Raw genomic sequence first — 20,015 nt, 5'->3', positions numbered from 1 at the left:
TCACCGCGGGCGGGGTGCGGGGCCCGCCGTCACCGGCCGGCCCCGCGCCCCCGCTCACGCGATCAGTCGAAGACCGGGCCCTGGGTGCGGGTCCGCTTGATCTCGTAGAAGCCCGGGATGGACGCGACCAGCAGCGTGCCGTCCCACAGCTTCGCCGCGTCCTCGCCCTTCGGGGCGGGGGTGACGACCGGGCCGAAGAAGGCGATCTGCTCGCCGTCCGCGCCGGGCACCGCGATGACCGGGGTGCCGACGTCCTGGCCGACCTTGTCGATGCCCTCCTGGTGGGAGGCGCGCAGCTCGGTGTCGTACGCGTCGGAGTCGGCGTACTCCGCGAGCTCGGCCGGCAGGCCGACGTCCTTCAGCGCGGCCTCGATGGCCTCGCGGGTGGGGCCCTCGCCCTGGTTGTGGAAACGGGTGCCGAGCGCCGTGTAGAGCGGTCCGACGATGTCGTCGCCGTGCTTCTGCTGGGCGGCGGTCACCACGCGGACCGGGCCCCAGGCCTTGTTCTCCAGCAGGTCGCGGTATTCGTCGGGCAGCTCGTCCAGGCGGTTCTCGTTGAGCACGGCCAGGCTCATCACGTGCCAGCGGACCTCGACGTCGCGGACCTTCTCCACCTCCAGCATCCAGCGGGAGGTCATCCAGGCCCAGGGGCAGAGCGGGTCGAACCAGAAATCGGCGGGGGTCTTGGCGGTCACCGTGCTGTTGTCAGACATGTCTCTCCTCATGAGGACCGATCGCATCCTGTGGCCGAGAACACCGCCGGGCGCTCCCGCCATTCCCGCGTGCCGGGCCGGGAAGGGGCATGGGAGGATCAAACTATTCGAACGTGACACAAAGGAGTGTGCTCGTGCCCGGTGAGAACCTGTCCCGCGACGAGGCCCGTGAGCGGGCCGAGCTGCTGACCGTCGACGGATACGACGTCGCACTGGACGTCCGTTCCGCGATCGGTGGGCCCGACGGGGACGACGGGCAGAGTTCCGGTCCGCGGACCTTCCGCTCCGTGACGACGATCCGGTTCCGCTCGGCCCGTGCCGGTGCGACGACCTTCGCCGACCTGATCGCCCCGTCGGTGAACGCGGTGACCCTGGACGGCACCGTGCTGGACCCGGCGGCCGTCTTCGACGGCGTGCGGGTGACCCTGGCGGACCTGCCGGAGGGCGAACACGTCCTGGTGGTCGACGCGCAGTGCGCGTACAGCCGGACCGGCGAGGGCCTGCACCGCTTCGTCGACCCGGAGGACGGCGAGGTCTACCTCTACACGCAGTACGAGCCGGCGGACGCGCGTCGCGTCTTCGCCAACTTCGAGCAGCCCGACCTCAAGGCCCCCTACCGCTTCCGGGTGACCGCGCCCGCGGAGTGGACGGTCTGGAGCAACGGCGCCGAGGAGTCCCGCGAGGGCGGGGAGTGGCGGTTCGCCGAGACCGAGCCGATCTCGACGTACATCACGGCGGTCGTCGCCGGTCCGTACCACTACGTGACCGACTCGTACAGCCGTACGTTCGCCGACGGCACGACGCTGGACATCCCGCTCGGCGCGCTGTGCCGCAAGGGGCTCGCCAAGCACTTCGACGCCGACGACATCTTCCTGATCACCAAGCAGGGCCTGGACTTCTTCCACGACAACTTCGACTACCCGTACCCGTTCGGGAAGTACGACCAGGCGTTCGTGCCCGAGTACAACCTCGGCGCGATGGAGAACCCGGGCTGTGTCACGTTCCGCGAGGAGTACATCTTCCGCGGGAAGGTGACGCGGGCGTCGTACGAGAGCCGGGCCAACGTCATCCTGCACGAGATGGCGCACATGTGGTTCGGCGACCTCGTGACCATGCAGTGGTGGGACGACCTGTGGCTCAAGGAGTCGTTCGCCGACTTCATGGGCGTCTTCGCGATGGTGGAGTCGACCCGCTTCGAGGACGGCTGGATCACCTTCGCCAACAACCGCAAGTCCTGGGCCTACCGCGCCGACCAGCTGCCGTCCACCCACCCGATCACGGCCGACATCCGTGACCTGGAGGACGCCAAACTCAACTTCGACGGCATCACGTACGCCAAGGGCGCGTCGGTGCTGAAGCAGCTGGTGGCGTACGTGGGGCGGGACGCGTTCCTGGAGGGCGCGCGGCGCTACTTCAAGAAGCACGCCTACGGCAACACCCAGCTGGGCGACCTGCTGTCGGTGCTGGCCGAGACGTCCGGGCGGGACATGACCTCGTGGTCGCGCTCCTGGCTGCAGACCGCGGGCGTCAACTCGCTGACCCCGGTGGCGGTCTACGACGCCGCGGACCGCATCACCGAGCTGGCCGTCCTCCAGGAGGCGGCCGAATCGCATCCGGAGCTGCGACCCCACCGGGTCGCGGTCGGCCTGTACCGGCGCACGCCCGACGGTGACCTGGTGCGCTACGCCCGGGCCGAGGCGGACGTGGCGGGGCCGCGCACCGTGATCACGGAGCTGGCCGGGGCCGAGCGTCCCGAGCTGATCCTCGTCAACGACGACGACCTGACGTACTGCAAGGTCCGCTTCGACGAGGTGTCGCTGGCCACGCTCCGCGCCCACCTCGGCGACCTCACGGATCCGCTGGCGCGGGCGCTGTGCTGGTCCGCGCTGTGGAACCTCACCCGGGACGGGCTGATGCCGGCCCGCGACTTCGTCGCGCTGGTACTGGCCTTCTCCGGCAGGGAGACGGACATCGGCGTCCTGCAGATGCTGCACGCCTGGACCCGGACCTCGCTGGTCCACTACGCCGCCCCGGAGTGGCGCGAGGAGGGCGGCCGGGCGCTGGCCGAGGGCGCGCTGCGCGAGCTGCGGCTCGCGGTGCCGGGCAGCGAGCACCAGCTGGCCTGGGCCCGCTTCTTCGCGGCGGTCGCCGCATCGGACACCGACTTCCAGCTGCTGTCCGGGCTGCTCGACGGCACCGCCCGGATCGACGGTCTCGACGTCGACCAGGAGCTGCGCTGGGCGTTCCTGTCGCCGCTGGTCTCGCACGGCGCGGCCGACGAGGCGGCGGTCGGTGCCGAACTGGCCCGCGACGACACGGCGTCCGGCAAGCGCCACCAGGTGCGGTGCCTGGCCTCGCGCCCGTCGGCCGCGGTCAAGGCGCAGGCGTGGGCGGGTGTCGTCGAGTCGGACGCACTGTCCAACGCGCTGGTGGAGGCCACCATCCTGGGCTTCTCGCAGTCCTCGCAGCGCGCGTTGCTCGCGCCGTACGCGAGCACGTACTTCGCGGCGATCGAGCGGGTGTGGTCCGAGCGGTCGATCCAGATCGGGATGGCCGTGGTGAGGGGACTGTTCCCGGCCCTTCAGGACGATCCCGCCACGCTGGCGGCGACGGACGCGTGGCTCGACGCGCACGCGGACGCGGCCCCGGCGCTGCGGCGGCTGGTGCTGGAGGCGCGGGACGATCTGGCGCGGGCGCTGCGTGCGCAGGCGTGTGACGGCGCAGCCGTCTGACCGTGTTCCGGCCCGTCCGGTGTGACGTCCTCGTCGGGGTGCCGCGCACCTCGGCGAGGGTTCCGTCCTCACATGCCGGACGGGCTGGATGCCGCCGGGCTACGGGCCGGACCGGAGCCCCCGGGAGGCGTGCGCGTGCGGCGCGCGGGACAGCTGGTGCGCCCCCGGCGCCCGGCTCATAATCCCTGGCGGGTCAGGTCTTTTCGGCTGTCGAACGCCCGTACTTTAGGACGGCGTTGTCCGGGAATGTCGACGGGCCTGTAACAGGGGTTCAGGCCCCGGTGGCAAGCGGGATACACCGGAGCATGACCCAGAACACCCCGCTCTCCCCCTGCCACCTCCGCATCACCTCCGATGTCCGGCAACGCGTCCTTTCCACGGCCCAGTTGAAGGCCCGTGGCATCTCCCCCGCCCGGGCGGCCGAGCAGTGCCGGGCCGGCGGGCCGTGGCAGCAGCCGCTGCCCGGCGTCTTCGTGCTGCACCCGGGACCGCTCAGCGGCCGGGAGCGGCTGCGGTCGGCCCTGCTGTACGCGGGCCGGCCACCGGCCTCCGGGCGGCGGACCCCGCCCGCCCGGGCCGACGGGGCCGACCCCGGGTACGGCGAGGCGATGATCACCGGGCTGGCCGCGCTGTCGCTGTACGGCTTCTCCGCCGCACCGCCCACGGTGTCCACGGACCGCATCGACGTACTGGTGCCGCGCATCCGCCGGCTGCGGTCGGTGCGCCACGTCCGGCTGGTGCGGACCTCCGACCTGCCCCGGCCGCAGTGGCTGGACGGCATTCCGGTGGCACCGGTGGCCCGCGCCCTGGCGGACGCCGTCGCCGGGCTCGGGGACGCGCACGCGGTGCGCCGGCTGCTCACCGAGGCGGTCCGCGGCGGTCACTGCGAACCCGCGGTCGTGGTGGGTGAGCTGAACCGCGCCAAGGTGCTCGACCGGCCCCAGGTGGTGAACGCCGTGGACTCGCTGCTCGCCGAGGGCCGGGCGCTCGCGGAGGAGCGGCTGTACGACATGGTGCGGTCCCACGGGCTGCCGGAGCCGCTGTGGAACGTGGACCTGCGGCTGCCCGGCGGTCCGCATCTGGGCGCGGTCGACGCCTACTGGCCCGAGGAGGCGGTGGCGGTGGAGCTGGACACCAGGGCCCCGCGGTACAGCCGGCTCGACGACGACCGCCGCCAGGAGCAGCACGAGGCCGAGTGGTCCGCGTACGCCGCCCGGCGCGAGCACCTGGAGCGGCTCGGTGTCACGGTCGTCCACCTCACGCCGCGGAAGCTGCGTGACACCCGGGAGCAGCAGGCGACCGTGGTGCGGACGGCGTTGATGGCGGCGGCCGACCGTACGCCTGCCGCGTACGTGATGATCCTGCCCAGGTGAGGTGGACACCCGCCACGTATCGCCCGTTTCGTCCCTCGTGACGCTTTGGCCCCGGTGGCGGAAGCCCGCCATGTCCGCAACTCGCCCCCCACAACTCTCCACAAACCCCTGTCATTTACGAAAGGGTGAGCGGTCATCCGGTACCGATTTCCGGACTCTCTCTTTCACATACAGGGATGCTGATGACCTCCGAATCCCCCGGTTACATACCCGGAGCGAGACGCGTGGCCCGAGTCGCGGCCGCCGCCGGACTGGTGGCCGCGCTGGCCGCCACCGGTGCCGCCCCCGTCTTCGCCGCCGACGACCCGGCCACCGCACCCGTCAAGGCCGCCGCGAGCGACGCCCCGGCGGACAAGCTCGGCACGGCCGACGCCGATGTTCTCGCCAAGGCCGAGGCCAAGGGCGAGAAGAACATCACCATGATGGTCTCCACCGCACCCGGCGCGACCGAGCAGGTCGCCAAGCAGTTCGACGCCGTCAAGGGCTCCGTGCTGGGGCGTACGTACGACAAGCTCGGGTACGTACGGGCGACCGTGCCGACCGCGTCGGCCGAGGCCACCATCAAGGCTGCCTCCAAGCTGAGCTCCGTCCGCGGCATCGATCTCAAGCAGGAGATCATGCTGGACGACCCGACCCCCGCGGCCGACCGGGCGACCGGCAGCAGGGCCAGGGCGAAGTCGACGGGCAGCTACGCCGCCCCGGACAAGAAGACCCCGGCGAAGAACCCGTACAACCCGTCCTTCGAGACGGGCGCGGTCGACTTCGTCCAGCAGCACCCGAAGGCCGACGGCCGGGGCATCACCATCGGCGTCCTGGACGCAGGCGTCGACATCGCGCACCCCGCGCTCCAGAAGACCACCACCGGTGAGCGCAAGATCACCGACTGGGTGACGGCCACCGACCCGGTCAGTGACGGCGACGGCACCTGGCTGCGGATGACGGACGCCGTGTCCGGCCCGACGTTCACCTACAAGGGCCTGACCTACTCGGCCCCCAAGGGCTCGTACCGGATCAGCCTGTTCGCCGAGGCCGCCACCAAGGGCGGCGACATGGCGGGCGACCTGAACCGCGACGGCGACACCACCGACGTGTGGGCCGTGCTGTACGACCCGGTCACCGGCACCACCCGGGTGGACCTGAACAGCAACGCGGACTTCTCCGACGACACCGTCCTGAAGCCGTACAAGGAGAAGCACCAGGTCTCCTACTTCGGCACGGACGACCCGCGCACCGACGTCGTCGAGCGCATCCCGTTCGTCGTCGAGACCCGCAAGGGCGTCGTGTACAACGCCGCCGGGGACACCTCCGACTACGTCTCCATCGGTGTCATCGAGTCCGAGCACGGCACGCACGTCGCGGGCATCACCGCGGCGAACGGCCTGTTCGGCGGCAAGATGAACGGTGCCGCGCCCGGCGCGAAGATCGTCTCCTCGCGTGCCTGCACCTGGTCCGGCGGCTGCACCAACATCGCGCTGATGGAGGGCATGGCCGACCTCGTCATCAACCGCGGCGTCGACATCGTCAACATGTCGATCGGCGGCCTGCCGCCGCTCAACGACGGCAACAACGCCCGCGCCGATCTGTACAAGCGGCTCGTCGACATCTACGGCGTCCAGCTGGTCATCTCGGCCGGCAACGACGGACCGGGTGTCAACACCATCGGTGACCCCGGCCTCGCCGACCACGTCATCTCGGTCGGCGCGTCCATCTCCAAGGAGACCTGGGCCGCGAACTACGGCTCCGGCGTCACCAAGAAGTACGACATGATGCCGTTCTCCTCGCGCGGTCCGCGTGAGGACGGCGGCTTCACGCCGACCCTGACGGCGCCCGGCGCGTCGATCAACTCGACGCAGACCTGGCTGCCCGGCTCGCCGGTCAAGGAGGCGGGCTACTCCCTGCCCGCCGGTTACTCCATGCTCCAGGGCACGTCGATGGCCTCCCCGCAGGCCGCCGGCGCGACCGCGCTGCTGCTGTCCGCCGCGAAGCAGCAGCACATCGAGCTGCCCCCGGCCGACCTGCGCACCGCGCTGACCAGCACCGCCACCCAGATCAAGGGAGTGCCCGCGCACGCCCAGGGTGCCGGTCTGATCGACATCGTCGCCGCCTGGAAGCAGATCCAGAAGCAGGGCGCCCCGGCGCACGAGTACACGGTCAAGGCCCCGGTCGACACCGCGATCGACTTCGCGCTGAAGACCCCGGGCTTCGGCACCGGCCTGTACGACCGCGAGGGCGGCCTGAAGGCCGGCCAGAAGAAGACGTACGACGTCACGGTCACCCGCACCACGGGCCCGGACAGGAACGTCAGCCACAAGCTGTCGTGGAAGTACGACGACGGCACGTTCAAGCTGACCGGGCCGAGCACCGTCTCGCTCCCGCTCGGCACACCGGTCACGGTCAAGGTCCAGGCGAAGCCGGGCAGCGCGGGCGTGCACAGCGCGATCCTGCAGGTCGACGACGCGAAGACCTCCGGAGTGGACCAGCAGATCCTGGCCACGGTCGTCGTCTCCAAGGAGCTGACGAAGCCGGTCTACGCGTTCAAGGCGTCCGGCTCGGTGCAGCGCAACGGCACCACGTCGTACTTCGTGACCGTGCCGGAGGGCGCCAAGACCCTCGAGGTCGCGATGAGCGCCCTGCGCTCGGGCAGCCAGACCCGCTTCATCTCCATCCACCCCTACGGGGTCGCGGTGGAGGACAGCGGGACGCCGTTCTGCTACCCGAACTACGAGAACCCGGCCAACACCTGCCGCCCCGACGTGCGCTCGTACGCCGACCCGCAGGCCGGCGTCTGGGAGATCGAGGTCGAGGCCCGGCGCACGTCGCCGCTGCTGGACAACCCGTACAAGCTGGATGTCTCGCTGCTCGGCGCCACCTTCGACCCGGCGGTCCAGACCATCGCCGAGGCGAAGATCGGCACCCCGGCCGCGGTGAACTGGACGGTCACCAACAACGCCGGTGACCTGGTGGGCAAGCTCAAGGGCGGCTCGCTGGGCTCGGCGGACGTCGAGCGTCCGTCGATCTCCACGGGCGGCGAGTACGTCAAGGAGGTCACCATCGGTGAGGGCGTCGAGAAGCTCGACTTCGCCATCGGCGGCACCTCGGACGCCAACGCCGACCTGGACCTGTACGTCTACAGGGGCGCGGCCGAGGTGGGCACCTCCACCACGGCGGGCTCCGAGGAGTCCGTCAGCCTGGTGAAGCCGGCCGCCGGTACGTACACGGTCGTCATCGACGGGTACGACGTCCCCGCCGGGACCACCGAGTACGACTACCGCGACGTGTACTACGCGCCGTCGCTCGGCACGATCTCCGTCGACGAGTCGAAGGCCGTGAACCTGGCCTCCGGCGCTTCGGCCCAGGTCGGTGCCGAGGTCGCGGTCGCCGGGGCCGCTCCCGAGGGCCGGCAGTTCTTCGGCGAGGTCCAGCTGGTGAATTCCCGCGGCACCGCGGCGGGCACCGGCAGCGTCGTGATCGAGAAGGTCACGCCGTAACGGCATCGCGCTGAACATGTGATCCGTACGACAGTGGGGCGGGCGCTCAACGGGCGCCCGCCCCACTGCCCTGTGCGCGCCCTCGCGGCGGCCGTCCGCAGGTCGGACAATGGATTGGACAAGGAAGCCGTGGACATACGCATCATGGAGCGGCAACCGTGCCCTCTCGTACGTCTGAAGGAGTTCCTGTGAAGGTCGGAATCGTCGGCGCCACCGGTCAGGTCGGCACAGTCATGCGCAGCATCCTGGCCGAGCGGAAGTTCCCCGTCGCCGAACTGCGCCTCTTCGCCTCCGCACGCTCCGCGGGCTCCACGATCACCTACGAGGGCACCGACATCACCGTCGAGGACGCCTCCACGGCCGACTACACGGGCCTGGACATCGTGCTCTTCTCCGCCGGCGGCGCGACGTCGAAGGCGCTCGCCGAGAAGGTCGCCGGCCAGGGCGCCGTCGTGATCGACAACTCCTCCGCCTGGCGCAAGGACCCCGAGGTCCCGCTGGTCGTCTCCGAGGTCAACGCGCACGCGATCGCGAACCGGCCCAAGGGCATCATCGCCAACCCGAACTGCACCACGATGGCCGCCATGCCCGTGCTGCGCCCGCTGCACGACGAGGCGGGCCTGGAGGCGCTGACCGTCGCCACGTACCAGGCGGTGTCCGGCTCCGGAGTGGCCGGCGTCGCCGAGCTGCACGGCCAGGCGTCCAAGGTCGTCGCCGACGCCGACAAGCTGACCCACGACGGCGGCGCCGTCGACTTCCCCGAGCCCGGCGTCTACAAGCGCCCCATCGCCTTCAACGTGCTGCCGCTGGCCGGCTCGATCGTCGACGACGGCTCCTTCGAGACGGACGAGGAGCAGAAGCTCCGCAACGAGTCCCGCAAGATCCTGGAGATCCCGGAGCTGAAGGTGTCCGGCACCTGCGTCCGCGTCCCGGTCTTCTCCGGCCACTCGCTCCAGGTCAACGCCCGCTTCGCCCGTCCGATCGGCGTGGAGCGCGCGTACGAGCTGCTGAAGGACGCCCCCGGCGTCGAGATCTCCGAGATCCCCACCCCGCTGCAGGCCGCCGGCCAGGACGCGTCCTTCGTCGGGCGCATCCGGGTCGACGAGACCGTCGAGCACGGCCTCGCGCTCTTCGTCTCCAACGACAACCTGCGCAAGGGCGCGGCGCTGAACGCGGTGCAGATCGCGGAGCTGGTCGCGGCGGAGCTCGCGGGCTGACCGCGTTCCGCCCCACCGCGGGGGGCCGGGGCTCCGTCCCCGGGCCCCCGCTCCTCGGCCGCCGGAGGGGCCTCAGTCCGTCCGGCGTACCTCGAAGTGCCAGCAGCCGTACTCCACGGCCCTGACGTGCACCAGCGCCACCTGCGGGTCGGCGAACGCCTCGGCGAAGGCATCGTCGTACCCCCGCTCCTCGTCCGCCGGGATCTCCATCAGCCGGCCGCCCACGATGTGGCCCTCCAGGTCGTAGCGCCGGACCGTCCGCAGCGCCCCCGCCCGCGAGAACGGGTAACCCGTGCGGCCGGGCGCCGGGCCCCCGCACTCCTCCGCGTGGATGAACACCGGCCCCTGCTCGTCATAGGCCCCGGGCCGGGCCCAGCTCGCGGCCGCCCACCGGCGCAGCGGCGCGTACGAGACGAGCGCGATCCGCTCCCCCGTCTCGTTCCCCCGCAGACAGCAGCGCAGCGGGTTTCCCGCGTCCGTGGCGGTGTACGGGACGCACGGGTGTCCCGCGTCGTCCGTCTCCCGGATCTCCTTCAGCGCGGCCGGTTCGATCGCGCGTGCCTCGTATCTGGTCATGGGACGAGAATGGCCCGCCGCGCCGGGGCGGTCCGGCGGAAAACGGACATCGCCCTGGGCCCGGCTCACGTGGAAGGATGGCCGGAAACATCGCATATCAAGGAGATGACCGCGTGCCTGGCACGAATCTGACCCGCGAAGAGGCACAGGAGCGGGCGCGCCTGCTGACCGTGGACGCGTACGAGATCGATCTCGACCTCTCCGGAGCGCAGGAGGGCGGGACCTACCGGTCCGTCACCACCGTGCGCTTCGACTCCGCCGAAGCCGGCGCGGAGACCTTCATCGACCTGGTCGCCCCCGCGGTGCACGAGGTCGAGCTGAACGGCAGGGCACTGGACGTCGCGGCGGTGTTCCGCGATTCGCGCATCACGCTGCCGCACCTGGTGGCGGGCTCCAACGAGCTGAAGGTCGTCGCCGACTGCGCGTACACCAACACCGGTGAGGGTCTGCACCGCTTCGTCGACCCGGTCGACCAGCAGGCCTACCTCTACACCCAGTTCGAGGTCCCGGACGCCCGCCGCGTCTTCGCGAGCTTCGAGCAGCCCGACCTGAAGGCGACCTTCCGGTTCACCGTGAAGGCCCCGTCCGGCTGGACCGTGATCTCCAACTCGCCGACGCCGGAGCCCGCGGACGACGTCTGGTCGTTCGAGCCGACGCCGCGCATCTCCACGTACATCACGGCGCTGATCGTCGGTCCGTACCACTCGGTGCACAGCAGCTACGAGAAGGACGGCCAGTCCGTCCCGCTCGGCATCTACTGCCGTCCCTCGCTCGCCGAGTTCCTCGACGCGGACGCGATCTTCGACGTCACGCGGCTGGGCTTCGACTGGTTCCAGGAGAAGTTCGACTACGCGTACCCGTTCGCCAAGTACGACCAGCTCTTCGTGCCGGAGTTCAACGCGGGCGCGATGGAGAACGCGGGCGCGGTCACCATCCGCGACCAGTACGTCTTCCGCTCCAAGGTGACGGACGCGGCGTACGAGACGCGGGCCGAGACGATCCTGCACGAGCTGGCCCACATGTGGTTCGGCGACCTCGTGACCATGGAGTGGTGGAACGACCTGTGGCTGAACGAGTCGTTCGCCACCTACACCTCGATCGCCTGCCTCTCGTACGCCGAGGGCTCGCAGTGGCCGCACTCCTGGACGACGTTCGCCAACTCCATGAAGACGTGGGCGTACCGGCAGGACCAGCTGCCCTCGACGCACCCGATCATGGCGGACATCCGTGACCTGGACGACGTCCTGGTCAACTTCGACGGCATCACGTACGCCAAGGGCGCCTCGGTCCTGAAGCAGCTGGTGGCGTACGTCGGCACGGACGCGTTCTTCAAGGGCGTCCAGGCGTACTTCAAGGCGCACGCGTTCGGCAACACCCGGCTCTCCGACCTGCTCGGCGCGCTGGAGGAGACCTCCGGCCGCGACCTGAAGACCTGGTCGAAGGCGTGGCTGGAGACGGCCGGGATCAACATCCTGCGCCCGGAGATCGAGACGGACGCCAACGGTCACGTCACCTCGTTCACCGTCCTCCAGGAGGCGCCCGCGCTGCCCGCCGGCGCGAAGGGCGAGCCGACGCTGCGGCCGCACCGGATCGCCATCGGCTGCTACGGCCTGGACGAGACCGGCAAGCTGGTCCGTACGGACCGGATCGAGCTGGACGTGGACGGCGAGCGCACCACCGTGCCGTTCCCCGCCGGTACCGCGCGCCCCGCCGTCATCCTCCTCAACGACGACGACCTCAGCTACGCGAAGGTCCGCCTGGACGAGGAGTCGCTGCGGGTCGTCACCGGGCACCTGGGCGACTTCACCGAGTCGCTGCCGCGCGCCCTGTGCTGGTCGGCCGCCTGGGACATGACGCGGGACGGCGAACTGGCCACCCGCGACTACCTCGCGCTCGTCCTGTCCGGGGTGGGCAAGGAGACGGACATCGGCGTCGTCCAGTCGCTGCACCGTCAGGTGAAGCTGGCGCTCGACCTGTACGCGGCGCCGGAGTGGCGCGAGGCGGGTCTGACCCAGTGGACCGAGGCGACGCTCGCGCACCTGCGCGCGGCGGAGCCGGGCAGCGACCACCAGCTGGCCTGGGCGCGCGCGTTCGCGGCCACGGCCCGCAACCCCCAGCAGCTCGATCTGCTGCAGGCGCTGCTCGACGGCACCGAGGCGATCGAGGGCCTGGCCGTCGACACCGAGCTGCGCTGGGCGTTCGTCCAGCGGCTGGCCGCGACCGGGCTGCTCGACGACGAGGAGATCGACGCCGAGTACGCGCGCGACCGGACGGCGGCGGGCGAGCGGCACGCGGCGTCCGCCCGTGCGGCGCGTCCCTCCGAAGAGGCGAAGGCCGAGGCGTGGGCGTCGGTCGTCGAGTCCGACAAGCTGCCGAACTCCCTCCAGGAGGCGGTCATCAGCGGCTTCGTGCAGACCGACCAGCGCGAGCTGCTGGCGCCGTACGCGGAGAAGTTCTTCGCCGCGGTGAAGGACGTCTGGGACTCGCGGAGCCACGAGATGGCCCAGCAGGTCGCCATCGGCCTCTACCCGGCGCTGCACGTCTCGCAGGAGACCCTGGACGCCACGGACACCTGGCTGGCCTCGGCCGAGCCGGGCGCCGCACTGCGCCGGCTGATGTCGGAGTCCCGGTCCGGTGTGGAGCGGGCGCTGAAGGCCCGGGCGGCGGACGCGGCGGCCGCCACCGCGTAGCCATCGTGTGGGGAGGGGCCGGTGTCCAGGACACCGGCCCCTCCTCCGCGTTGGGGCGGAAGAGGCCCAGGTGAAGGCCGTGTGACCTTGTGGTGTAGGTTCCGGGCACGCCATGGGGGTACCTGGCGTTCCGCGGCAGCACGCGCTGCCGCCTTCATTCGGGGGGATGTTGCATGCGAAGAATCCTGGCCGTTTCGGGTTCGGTGGCGCTCCTTGCCACCGGCGCCCTCGCGGGGGCCGTGCCCGCCGCCGCGGCCGACTATTTCGCCTTCGAGATGGGGCGTGACTGGACGCTCATGCCCGGGGAGGGCCGGGCCGAGCTCGGTCCGACCGGGTGGTACGACGAGGCCGACGGAACCATGGTCTACGCCCTGAGCAAGAAGCAGCTGAACGACCCGGCCTGGGCGGCCGGGGGTGTACCGGCGGGCCTCCAGGTCTCGCTCGACACGGACTGCAGGAAGGCGACCGCGGTCGGCGTCTATCTCTGTGACGCCCACGGCGGGGTCTCCTATCCGGAGGTCTCGGCCACGGCCACGGCCGTGCACGGCACCACGGCCTATGTGGGGCTGGCGTACGCGCCGAGCGGCACGAACGTCGACAAGGCGGTCAAGGAGGCCCAGACCGCGGCGACGTTCTCCGAGGACGGTCTGCACGCCGCGCGCACCATCACGGTCAAGTCGGCCGAGCACGTCGCGCAGAACACGCTCGCGCTGAACACGCCGACGCTGAAGGCGGGTGACTCGGTCACCCAGTCGATCACCGTGCACGCGGTGGACGCGGGGCACCTCTCGATCACGTTCGCCCCCTCGGAGGGCCAGCGCGACTGGGAGGAGTCCGAGGCCGGCATCACGATCGACTCGGTCTCGCGCGGCGACAACACGACCTGCGACCACACGCTGGGATCGGTGGCCTACGGCGGTGAGGTCCGCTGCGACATCACGCCGGGCGACGTCACGATCGACTACACGCTGACCGCCGGAGCGAAGACGGCGGCGTGGAAGGTCAACGCCGCCGCGGTGTACGAGGTCTACAACTGGGGCACCCACAACCCGGAGACGTCGAGCGACTTCGCGGTCGACAGCCCGTACCCGGTCAGGCCGCACCACCTGCTCCTGACCCGTGGCAAGGACGGGATGCTCCGTTCCCACTACGGCACCGGCAGGGCCTCGGAGCCCTTCCGCGACTTCGAGGAGGTCGTCGGCCGCGGCTGGAACATCTACGACCAGCTCACCAAGCTCGCCCCGGTCACCGTGCAGGCGGGCGGCGGCGGCCTGGTCGGCCGCGACACGTCCGGCGTGCTGTGGCACTACCGCACGACCGGTGACTGGAACGTCGTCGCCGCGCGGACCAAGGTCGGCGGCGGCTGGAACGCCTACAACAAGCTGGCGGGCGTCACGGACGTGACGGCCGACGGCAGGGCCGACCTGATCGCCCGGGACACCTCCGGCGTGCTGTGGCTCTACAGCGGCACCGGCACCGACAAGGCGCCGTTCGCGGCGCGGACCAAGGTCGGCGGCGGCTGGAGCGCCTACAACGAGCTCACCGGCGCGGGCGACGTGACGGGGGACGGCAGGGCGGACCTGCTGGCCCGTGACACCTCCGGCGTGCTGTGGCTCTACAAGGGCACCGGCAAGGCGGCGACGCCGTTCGCGGCCCGGACCAAGGTCGGCGGCGGCTGGAGCGCCTACCGTTCGATGACCTCACCCGGTGACCTCACCGACGACGGCCGGGCGGACCTGGTCGTCCAGGACAAGGCCGGCGTGCTGTGGCTGTACCGGGCGACGGGCAGCGCGACGGCCCCGTACGCGGCGCGCGTCAAGGTCGCCAACGCGGGCGAGACGTCGACGATCAGCACGTACAACGCCCTGCTCTGACCGGGCGGCAGGACCGTTCGGCCCGGACCGGCATCGCCGGTCCGGGCCCTCGTGCGTGGCGGGACATCTGGTGAACCGCCCGGCCAACGGGGCACAGGGCTCAGCCGTTCGCCGGGCGGTGGTCGAAGGGGCCTTCGGATCTGCCGGCCTGTGGGCCTGTCAGGCGCCCGACTCCTCGTAGCGGCGGGCCAGTTCGGTCGCGCCGGACTCGGTCAGCGAGCCGTGCAGGCGCATCCTGGCCACGCCACCGTCGGGGAAGGCGTCGAGGCGGACGTGGGTGACGACGGCCTGGGCGCGGAGCGGGAAGCGGTGCAGGGTGTCGGGCTGGAGCCTGGTGCGCGGGATGATCTCGAACCACTCCCCCGTCTCGCCGTTGCGGCCCTGCAGGGCGATCCAGCCGGCCGCGTTCCCCTTGAGGTAGGCGGTGTCGATCTCGACCGCGCGGACCGCGCCCTGGGCGGGCAGCCGGAAGCGGACCCAGTCGTTGGTGTCGCGGACCCGGCGGCGGCGGTTCTCCCAGCCGTCGTCCATCTTGCGGGAGGTGCCGGGCAGGATGATCTGGGTCGGCGAGGAGTAGAAGCGGTCCGACGCGTCCTCGTAACTGCCGCCGTTCAGCACCGAGATCAGGTCGATCGTGCCGAGCGTGGCGAGCCAGGACGGGTCGGGGAGGACCTCGCCGTGCACGCGGAGGCGGGCGATGCCGCCGTCGGGGTGCTGGCAGAGGCGGAGGTGGGTGTAGCGGCGTCCGCCGGTGATCTCGAAGCCGTTGGCGGCGTGGCCGCGTACCGGGGTCGGCGGGACGATCTCCTCCCACTTGACGTCGTCGGCGAGGAGTTCGGCGGGGCCGGGCGAGCCCTCGACGGCGGTCGCCTGGACCGAGACGCGCTGCGGGTAGTTGCCGCGGAAGTGCGCGGTGTCGACGACGATGCCGCGGATGATGCCGGGGGCGCCGAGACGGATCAGGGCCCAGTCGTGCTCGTCCGGGGCGGGGAACGGGTGGGCGGCGTCCGCGCCGCGCCGGCGGCGGGTCTCCCAGCCGTCCATGATCTTGCCCTTGTGGCCGAAGTGCTCGGGGTCGAAGACGGCGCGCTCGCGGACCAGGAGGTTCTCGCGCTCGGCGAAGAACTCGTCGTTGGCAGCGATCACACCCGCGCCGAGGCGGCGGTCGGCGAGGTCGACCAGTTCGGTGAAGGGGAGGTCGGTGGTGCGGTAGTCGGCGTACGGGTCACCGCCGCCGTACGGTGCCGCGTCGTTGGCGTGGGGGTCCTCGTGCCGGTTCTCATTCTGTTCGAAGGTCATGCGTTCACTGTCGTACGACAGGAGCCATTAGGTCCATCGAAAGTTTCAGCATGAAACCTTAAGGCTGACTGAACGGTCTGGCGGCCGCCCGCAGCGCCGCGAGGACCCGGGCCACCGCCGGTCCCTGTTCGGCGCCCCGCCGGACGGCGGCCACCACATGGCGGCGCGGCTGGTCGGCGTCGAGGACCCGCATCACCACACCGTCCCGGCCCTGCCGTTCCGCCGACGCCATGCGCGGGATCAGCGCGACCCCCATCCCGGCCTCGACCATGGCGAGGATCGCGGTCCAGCCGGAGGCGCTGTGCGCCTGCTCCGGGACGAAGCCCGCCGCCTCGCACGCGGCCGTGGTGATCTCGGACCAGGGGCCCGAGCCGCCGAAGATCCACGGTTCGCCGGACAGGTCAGCCAGCCGCAGCCCGGGCGCGGCGGCGAGCCGGTGACCGGCCGGCAGCGCCACGTCCAGCGGGTCGACGAGCAGGGGCAGCACCGCGAACCTGGGGTCGCGGGCGGTCGGGGCGTGGGCGGCCAGGGAGAGGGCCAGATCCACCTCGCCGGCGACGAGCAGTTCGTACGCCTGCGCCGCCTCGGCCTCCCGGACCCGGATGTCCGGCCCGGGGCGCTCCTCGTCGCGCAGGGTCTGCACGGCCGGGACGACCAGGGCGGGCACGGCGGTGGCGAACGCGGCGATCCGCACCTCGCCCGCCTCGCCGCGCAGATAGCCGGTCAGTTCGGCGTCGGCGCGCTCCAGTTGGGCGAAGACCGCCTCGGCGTGACGGAGGACGAGGTGGGCGGCGTCGGTGAGGCGGACGCGCCGGCCCTGCGCCTCCAGGAGGGGCACGCCGAGCTGCCTGGCCAGGTTGGAGAGCTGCTGGGAGACGGCCGACGGGGTCATCAGCAGCGCCTCGGCGGTCGCCGTGACGGTGCCGCGGTCGCGCAGGGTGCGCAGGATGCGGAGCTTCTTGACGTCCCACTCGATCATGGCCGCAACCTACCGGCCGGCCGGGCCGCGCTCCGGGCCCGGACATGCGAATGCGCCGCACGGTAGCTCGCTACCGGCGGCGCACCCGGGAAGTCCGGGGTGTCCTGGCTGGGGACTAGGCCTGCTTCTTGGACTTGTCGAGGACCATGACCAGGCCCGCGATGACCACGAACAGGGCGATGGGCGCCACGACGAACAGACCGATCGTGTCGATCACGCTCAGGCCGGGACCCGGGTCGTCGCCGTCGTCGCGGGTGAGCGCGAGCGCGGGGGACGACATCAGCAGCATCATCAGCGTCGTTCCGGCAGCGACGGCGCCGGCGCGCATAGCGTTCTTCTTGTCCACGGTGCAAACGTAGCGAACGCCTACGAGGGGCGCGCGCCCGGGGGTGCCGTACGGGGGCCCGGGGGCTCCTGACGGGGCCTGAGGACCTCCATCAGCCGGTGCAGCCGGGGTGAGGCGGCGAGTTCCTCCAGGGTGACGGGATGCCCCTCGGCATCGGCGATGGGCAGCCGCCAGTTGGGGTACTGGTCCCAGGTGCCCGGCAGGTTCTGCGGGCGGCGGTCGCCGATGGTGTCGGGGAGCCAGACCCCGGCCATCCGGGCCGGGGTGCGCAGCAGGAAGCGGTGGACGGCGCGGACGGCGGCCTCCTCGTCGCCGCCGCCCTCGGGGAGCATCCCCAGGCGGGAGAGAAGGGCGAGCCACTCCGCGGTGTCGTTGCCGTCCTCGGTGCGCTCCTGGTCCAGCGGGCGGGTCAGCAGGCCGAGGCGGTGGCGCAGGGTCACATGGTCGCCGGTCAGCCGGGCGGCGGTGGACGGCAGATCGTGGGTGGTGGCGGTGGCCAGGCAGTCCTCGCGCCATTCCTCTGGTGGGAGCGGGCGGCCGGTGCCCGACCAGTCCCGCTCGAACCAGAGCACGGAGGTGCCGAGGACGCCGCGGCGGGCGAGCGCCTCGCGGACGCCCGGTTCCACGGTGCCGAGGTCCTCCCCTATGACGACGGTGCCGGCGCGGTGGGCCTCCAGGACGAGGACGGCGAGCATCGCCTCGGCGTCGTGGCTGACGTAGGTGCCCTCGGTGGGCGGGCGCCCCTCGGGCACCCACCAGAGCCGGAACAGACCCATGACGTGGTCGATGCGCAGGGCCCCGGCGTGGGCGAGGAGCCCGCGCAGCAGTCCTCGGTACGGGGCGTAGCCGGACGCGGCGAGCGCGTCGGGTCTCCAGGGCGGCAGTCCCCAGTCCTGGCCACGGGCGTTGAAGGCGTCGGGGGGTGCGCCGACGGACATGCCGTGGGCGAAGGCGTCCTGCTGGGCCCAGGTGTCGGCGCCGCCGGGATGCACGCCGACGGCGAGGTCGTGGACGATCCCGACGGCCATCCCGGCGTCCTGCGCGGCACGCTGGGCGGCGGCGAGCTGGGCGTCGGTCAGCCAGGCGAGCCGGCAGTGGAAGTCGACGCGGTCCAGGAGCCCGGCGCGGGCGCGGGCGGTCTCCTTGGAGCGGGGGTCGCGCAGCCCGGCCGGCCAGGTGTGCCAGTCGGAGCCGTGCACCTCGGCGAGGGCGCACCACAGGGCGTGGTCCTCCAGGGCCTGGCCCTGCTCGGCGAGGAAGTCGCAGTAGGCGGCGCGGCGGCCGGGCGTGAGCGGCACGGCGACGAGGATGTCGAGGGCCTGCCGCTTGAGGGCCCAGACGGCGTCCCGGTCGATCAGCGCGCCCTTGTTCAGCACGGCGTCGCTGAGTTCTCCCGCCCGGCGGCGCAGATCGTCGAGGGCGGCCGGGTCCGGGGCGTGCCCGTACTCCGGGACGGACTCGATGTGCAGGTGCACCGGGTCGGGGAACCGCCGCGAGGACGGGCGGTAGGGCGAGGGGTCGGTGGGGGTGCCGATGACCGCGGCGTGCAGCGGGTTGACCTGGACGAAGCCCGCCCCGAGGGAGCGCCCCGACCAGGACGCGAGATCGGCGAGGTCCCCGAGGTCGCCCATGCCCCAGGAGCGGGCGGAGAGCAGGGAGTAGAGCTGGACGAGGAAGCCGTGGCTGCGCCCGGGGGGCTGCGGGACCCGGGCCGGGGCGGCCACGAGCGTGCAGGTCTCGGCGGGCGCCCCGGGCGCCCGGACGGTCAGCCGGTGCACCCCCAGCGGCGGCTCGGCCCACCAGCCGGGACGCGACGGGGGCGGGTCCGTATGCACCCCGCCGGCTTCGCGGTCGTCACCCTGGCCGGAAACGGCCGGAATCGCACCCCCCGAGGGAACGCGCATCGGGGGCGGCGGGGCCGAACCGGCCTCCTCCGGGCGGACGGTCAGCTCCGTGCCGGGCGGCAGCGCGGTCAGGGCCGCGGGCAGCGGCTCCCCCGACCATGCCACCAGCGTGGCCGGGAGCAGCCGCGAGCCGGCCGCGGTCTCGGCGGCGGCGAGCGCTTCCCGTACCGCCTCGGGCGTGGCCGCGTCGACGCCGAGGGCGGCGAGCACGGCGACGACCGTGCCGTCGGGGACGGGCACCGTGACATCGGCGGACGGGGAGAAGGAGGTGGCGACGCCGTGCAGTGCGGCGAGCCGGGACAAGCCCATTCAGACTCCTGGGGACTCCATGCCCCGAGCGCTGCCGGAAGACGCCGGCTCGCTGGTCAGCGGGGCGAGGACGGCGAGCGGGGGTTCACTGGTCAGTGGCGTGGCGTCGGCGAGCGGGGGCTCGCTGGTCAGGGGTATGGCGTCGGCGAGCGGCGCTTCGCTGGTGAGCGGGCCGGAGCAGACGGTGGCGGGGGACGCACTGATCAGTGGGGCGGGGCCCGGTACCTGTTTGGACAGGGCGGAGAGCAGAAGCTGCGCAGCAGCGGGCATGGTGGCCTCCTGGCCGTGGAGAACAGGACACAGCAGGCCTACCCAGCGGACGCGGCCGCAGACGTAGGCGTTATGACAACGAGTTCAACGTGCTCTGGGTCACAATCCGTTCCCGGACGGTCAGTTATCCGCAAGACGTCCGCTGATTTCGGCCATTCGGCGCCGTCTTTCGCGTGGGCCGGAGCCCGCGACACACCGTCCTCCCCGTCCGCCACACCGGGCATTTGCACCACAACGACCACGCG

13 protein-coding genes are annotated in these 20,015 nt (G+C 71.9%); 6 read left to right on the top strand and 7 right to left on the bottom strand.

Features of this window, described 5'->3' with window-relative positions; genetic code table 11:
• Positions 1-62: 62 nt before the first annotated feature.
• On the bottom strand, positions 63-713 hold the full coding sequence (locus OG521_26290) for a DsbA family protein (GenBank protein WUW24089.1): 651 nt from the start codon (positions 711-713) through the stop codon (positions 63-65).
• Between the two features lie 134 nt (positions 714-847).
• On the opposite strand from OG521_26290, the gene pepN (OG521_26285) reads away from it, so the two are divergent.
• The 4 genes from pepN (OG521_26285) (at position 848) to OG521_26270 (ending at position 9,523) form a co-directional block, all read left to right on the top strand.
• A complete protein-coding gene (pepN, locus tag OG521_26285; protein WUW24088.1) occupies positions 848-3,445 on the top strand; it encodes an aminopeptidase N in 2,598 nt (865 codons plus the stop codon).
• A gap of 305 nt (positions 3,446-3,750) precedes the next feature.
• Positions 3,751-4,818, top strand: coding sequence for a hypothetical protein (locus OG521_26280; GenBank protein ID WUW24087.1), 1,068 nt, complete (start codon positions 3,751-3,753; stop codon positions 4,816-4,818).
• A gap of 176 nt (positions 4,819-4,994) precedes the next feature.
• Positions 4,995-8,306, top strand: a complete 3,312-nt coding sequence (locus OG521_26275) for a S8 family serine peptidase (GenBank protein WUW24086.1) — start codon at positions 4,995-4,997, stop codon at positions 8,304-8,306.
• Positions 8,307-8,494: 188 nt separating this feature from the next.
• A complete protein-coding gene (locus tag OG521_26270) occupies positions 8,495-9,523 on the top strand; it encodes an aspartate-semialdehyde dehydrogenase (GenBank protein WUW24085.1) in 1,029 nt (342 codons plus the stop codon).
• 72 nt (positions 9,524-9,595) lie between these two features.
• Here OG521_26270 and OG521_26265 read toward each other — a convergent pair whose 3' ends face one another.
• Complete coding sequence (locus OG521_26265) at positions 9,596-10,099, bottom strand: DUF1203 domain-containing protein (GenBank protein ID WUW24084.1); 504 nt, start codon at positions 10,097-10,099, stop codon at positions 9,596-9,598.
• Positions 10,100-10,212: 113 nt separating this feature from the next.
• Here OG521_26265 and pepN (OG521_26260) point away from each other — a divergent pair, with 113 nt between their 5' ends.
• Both pepN (OG521_26260) and OG521_26255 read left to right on the top strand, forming a co-directional pair.
• Positions 10,213-12,789, top strand: coding sequence for an aminopeptidase N (gene pepN / locus OG521_26260; protein WUW24083.1), 2,577 nt, complete (start codon positions 10,213-10,215; stop codon positions 12,787-12,789).
• 173 nt (positions 12,790-12,962) lie between these two features.
• Entirely contained in the window at positions 12,963-14,663 is a 1,701-nt protein-coding gene (locus OG521_26255; protein WUW24082.1) for a VCBS repeat-containing protein, read from the top strand.
• A gap of 159 nt (positions 14,664-14,822) precedes the next feature.
• Here the strand turns inward: OG521_26255 and alc are convergent, their stop codons facing one another.
• The 5 genes from alc to OG521_26230 all read right to left on the bottom strand — a co-directional run bounded on the left by alc (position 14,823) and on the right by OG521_26230 (position 19,770).
• Complete coding sequence (gene alc / locus OG521_26250) at positions 14,823-15,962, bottom strand: allantoicase (GenBank protein WUW24081.1); 1,140 nt, start codon at positions 15,960-15,962, stop codon at positions 14,823-14,825.
• Positions 15,963-16,020: 58 nt separating this feature from the next.
• Positions 16,021-16,941, bottom strand: coding sequence for a LysR substrate-binding domain-containing protein (locus OG521_26245; GenBank protein ID WUW24080.1), 921 nt, complete (start codon positions 16,939-16,941; stop codon positions 16,021-16,023).
• Positions 16,942-17,056: 115 nt separating this feature from the next.
• Entirely contained in the window at positions 17,057-17,287 is a 231-nt protein-coding gene (locus tag OG521_26240) for a hypothetical protein (GenBank protein WUW24079.1), read from the bottom strand.
• Positions 17,288-17,307: 20 nt separating this feature from the next.
• Positions 17,308-19,500 carry a 4-alpha-glucanotransferase gene (malQ, locus tag OG521_26235; GenBank protein WUW24078.1) on the bottom strand — a complete coding sequence of 731 codons (2,193 nt, stop codon included), beginning with the start codon at positions 19,498-19,500 and terminating at the stop codon, positions 17,308-17,310.
• Positions 19,501-19,770 carry a hypothetical protein gene (locus tag OG521_26230; GenBank protein ID WUW24077.1) on the bottom strand — a complete coding sequence of 90 codons (270 nt, stop codon included), beginning with the start codon at positions 19,768-19,770 and terminating at the stop codon, positions 19,501-19,503.
• Positions 19,771-20,015: the final 245 nt, after the last annotated feature.

It is taken from the genome of Streptomyces sp. NBC_01463 (genome assembly GCA_036227345.1).
Taxonomy (GTDB): domain Bacteria; phylum Actinomycetota; class Actinomycetes; order Streptomycetales; family Streptomycetaceae; genus Streptomyces.
This window is presented reverse-complemented; position numbering and strand designations above follow the sequence as displayed.

What these genes read in the sequence shown, in the direction of transcription:
- OG521_26230 (WUW24077.1), bottom strand. Translation starts at nt 19,770, where the DNA reads ATGCCCGCTGCTGCGCAGCTTCTGCTCTCCGCCCTGTCCAAACAGGTA.
- OG521_26280 (WUW24087.1), top strand. Translation starts at nt 3,751, where the DNA reads ATGACCCAGAACACCCCGCTCTCCCCCTGCCACCTCCGCATCACCTCC.
- OG521_26275 (WUW24086.1), top strand. Translation starts at nt 4,995, where the DNA reads ATGCTGATGACCTCCGAATCCCCCGGTTACATACCCGGAGCGAGACGC.
- OG521_26290 (WUW24089.1), bottom strand. Translation starts at nt 713, where the DNA reads ATGTCTGACAACAGCACGGTGACCGCCAAGACCCCCGCCGATTTCTGG.
- OG521_26265 (WUW24084.1), bottom strand. Translation starts at nt 10,099, where the DNA reads ATGACCAGATACGAGGCACGCGCGATCGAACCGGCCGCGCTGAAGGAG.
- alc (WUW24081.1), bottom strand. Translation starts at nt 15,962, where the DNA reads ATGACCTTCGAACAGAATGAGAACCGGCACGAGGACCCCCACGCCAAC.
- OG521_26255 (WUW24082.1), top strand. Translation starts at nt 12,963, where the DNA reads ATGCGAAGAATCCTGGCCGTTTCGGGTTCGGTGGCGCTCCTTGCCACC.
- OG521_26245 (WUW24080.1), bottom strand. Translation starts at nt 16,941, where the DNA reads ATGATCGAGTGGGACGTCAAGAAGCTCCGCATCCTGCGCACCCTGCGC.
- malQ (WUW24078.1), bottom strand. Translation starts at nt 19,500, where the DNA reads ATGGGCTTGTCCCGGCTCGCCGCACTGCACGGCGTCGCCACCTCCTTC.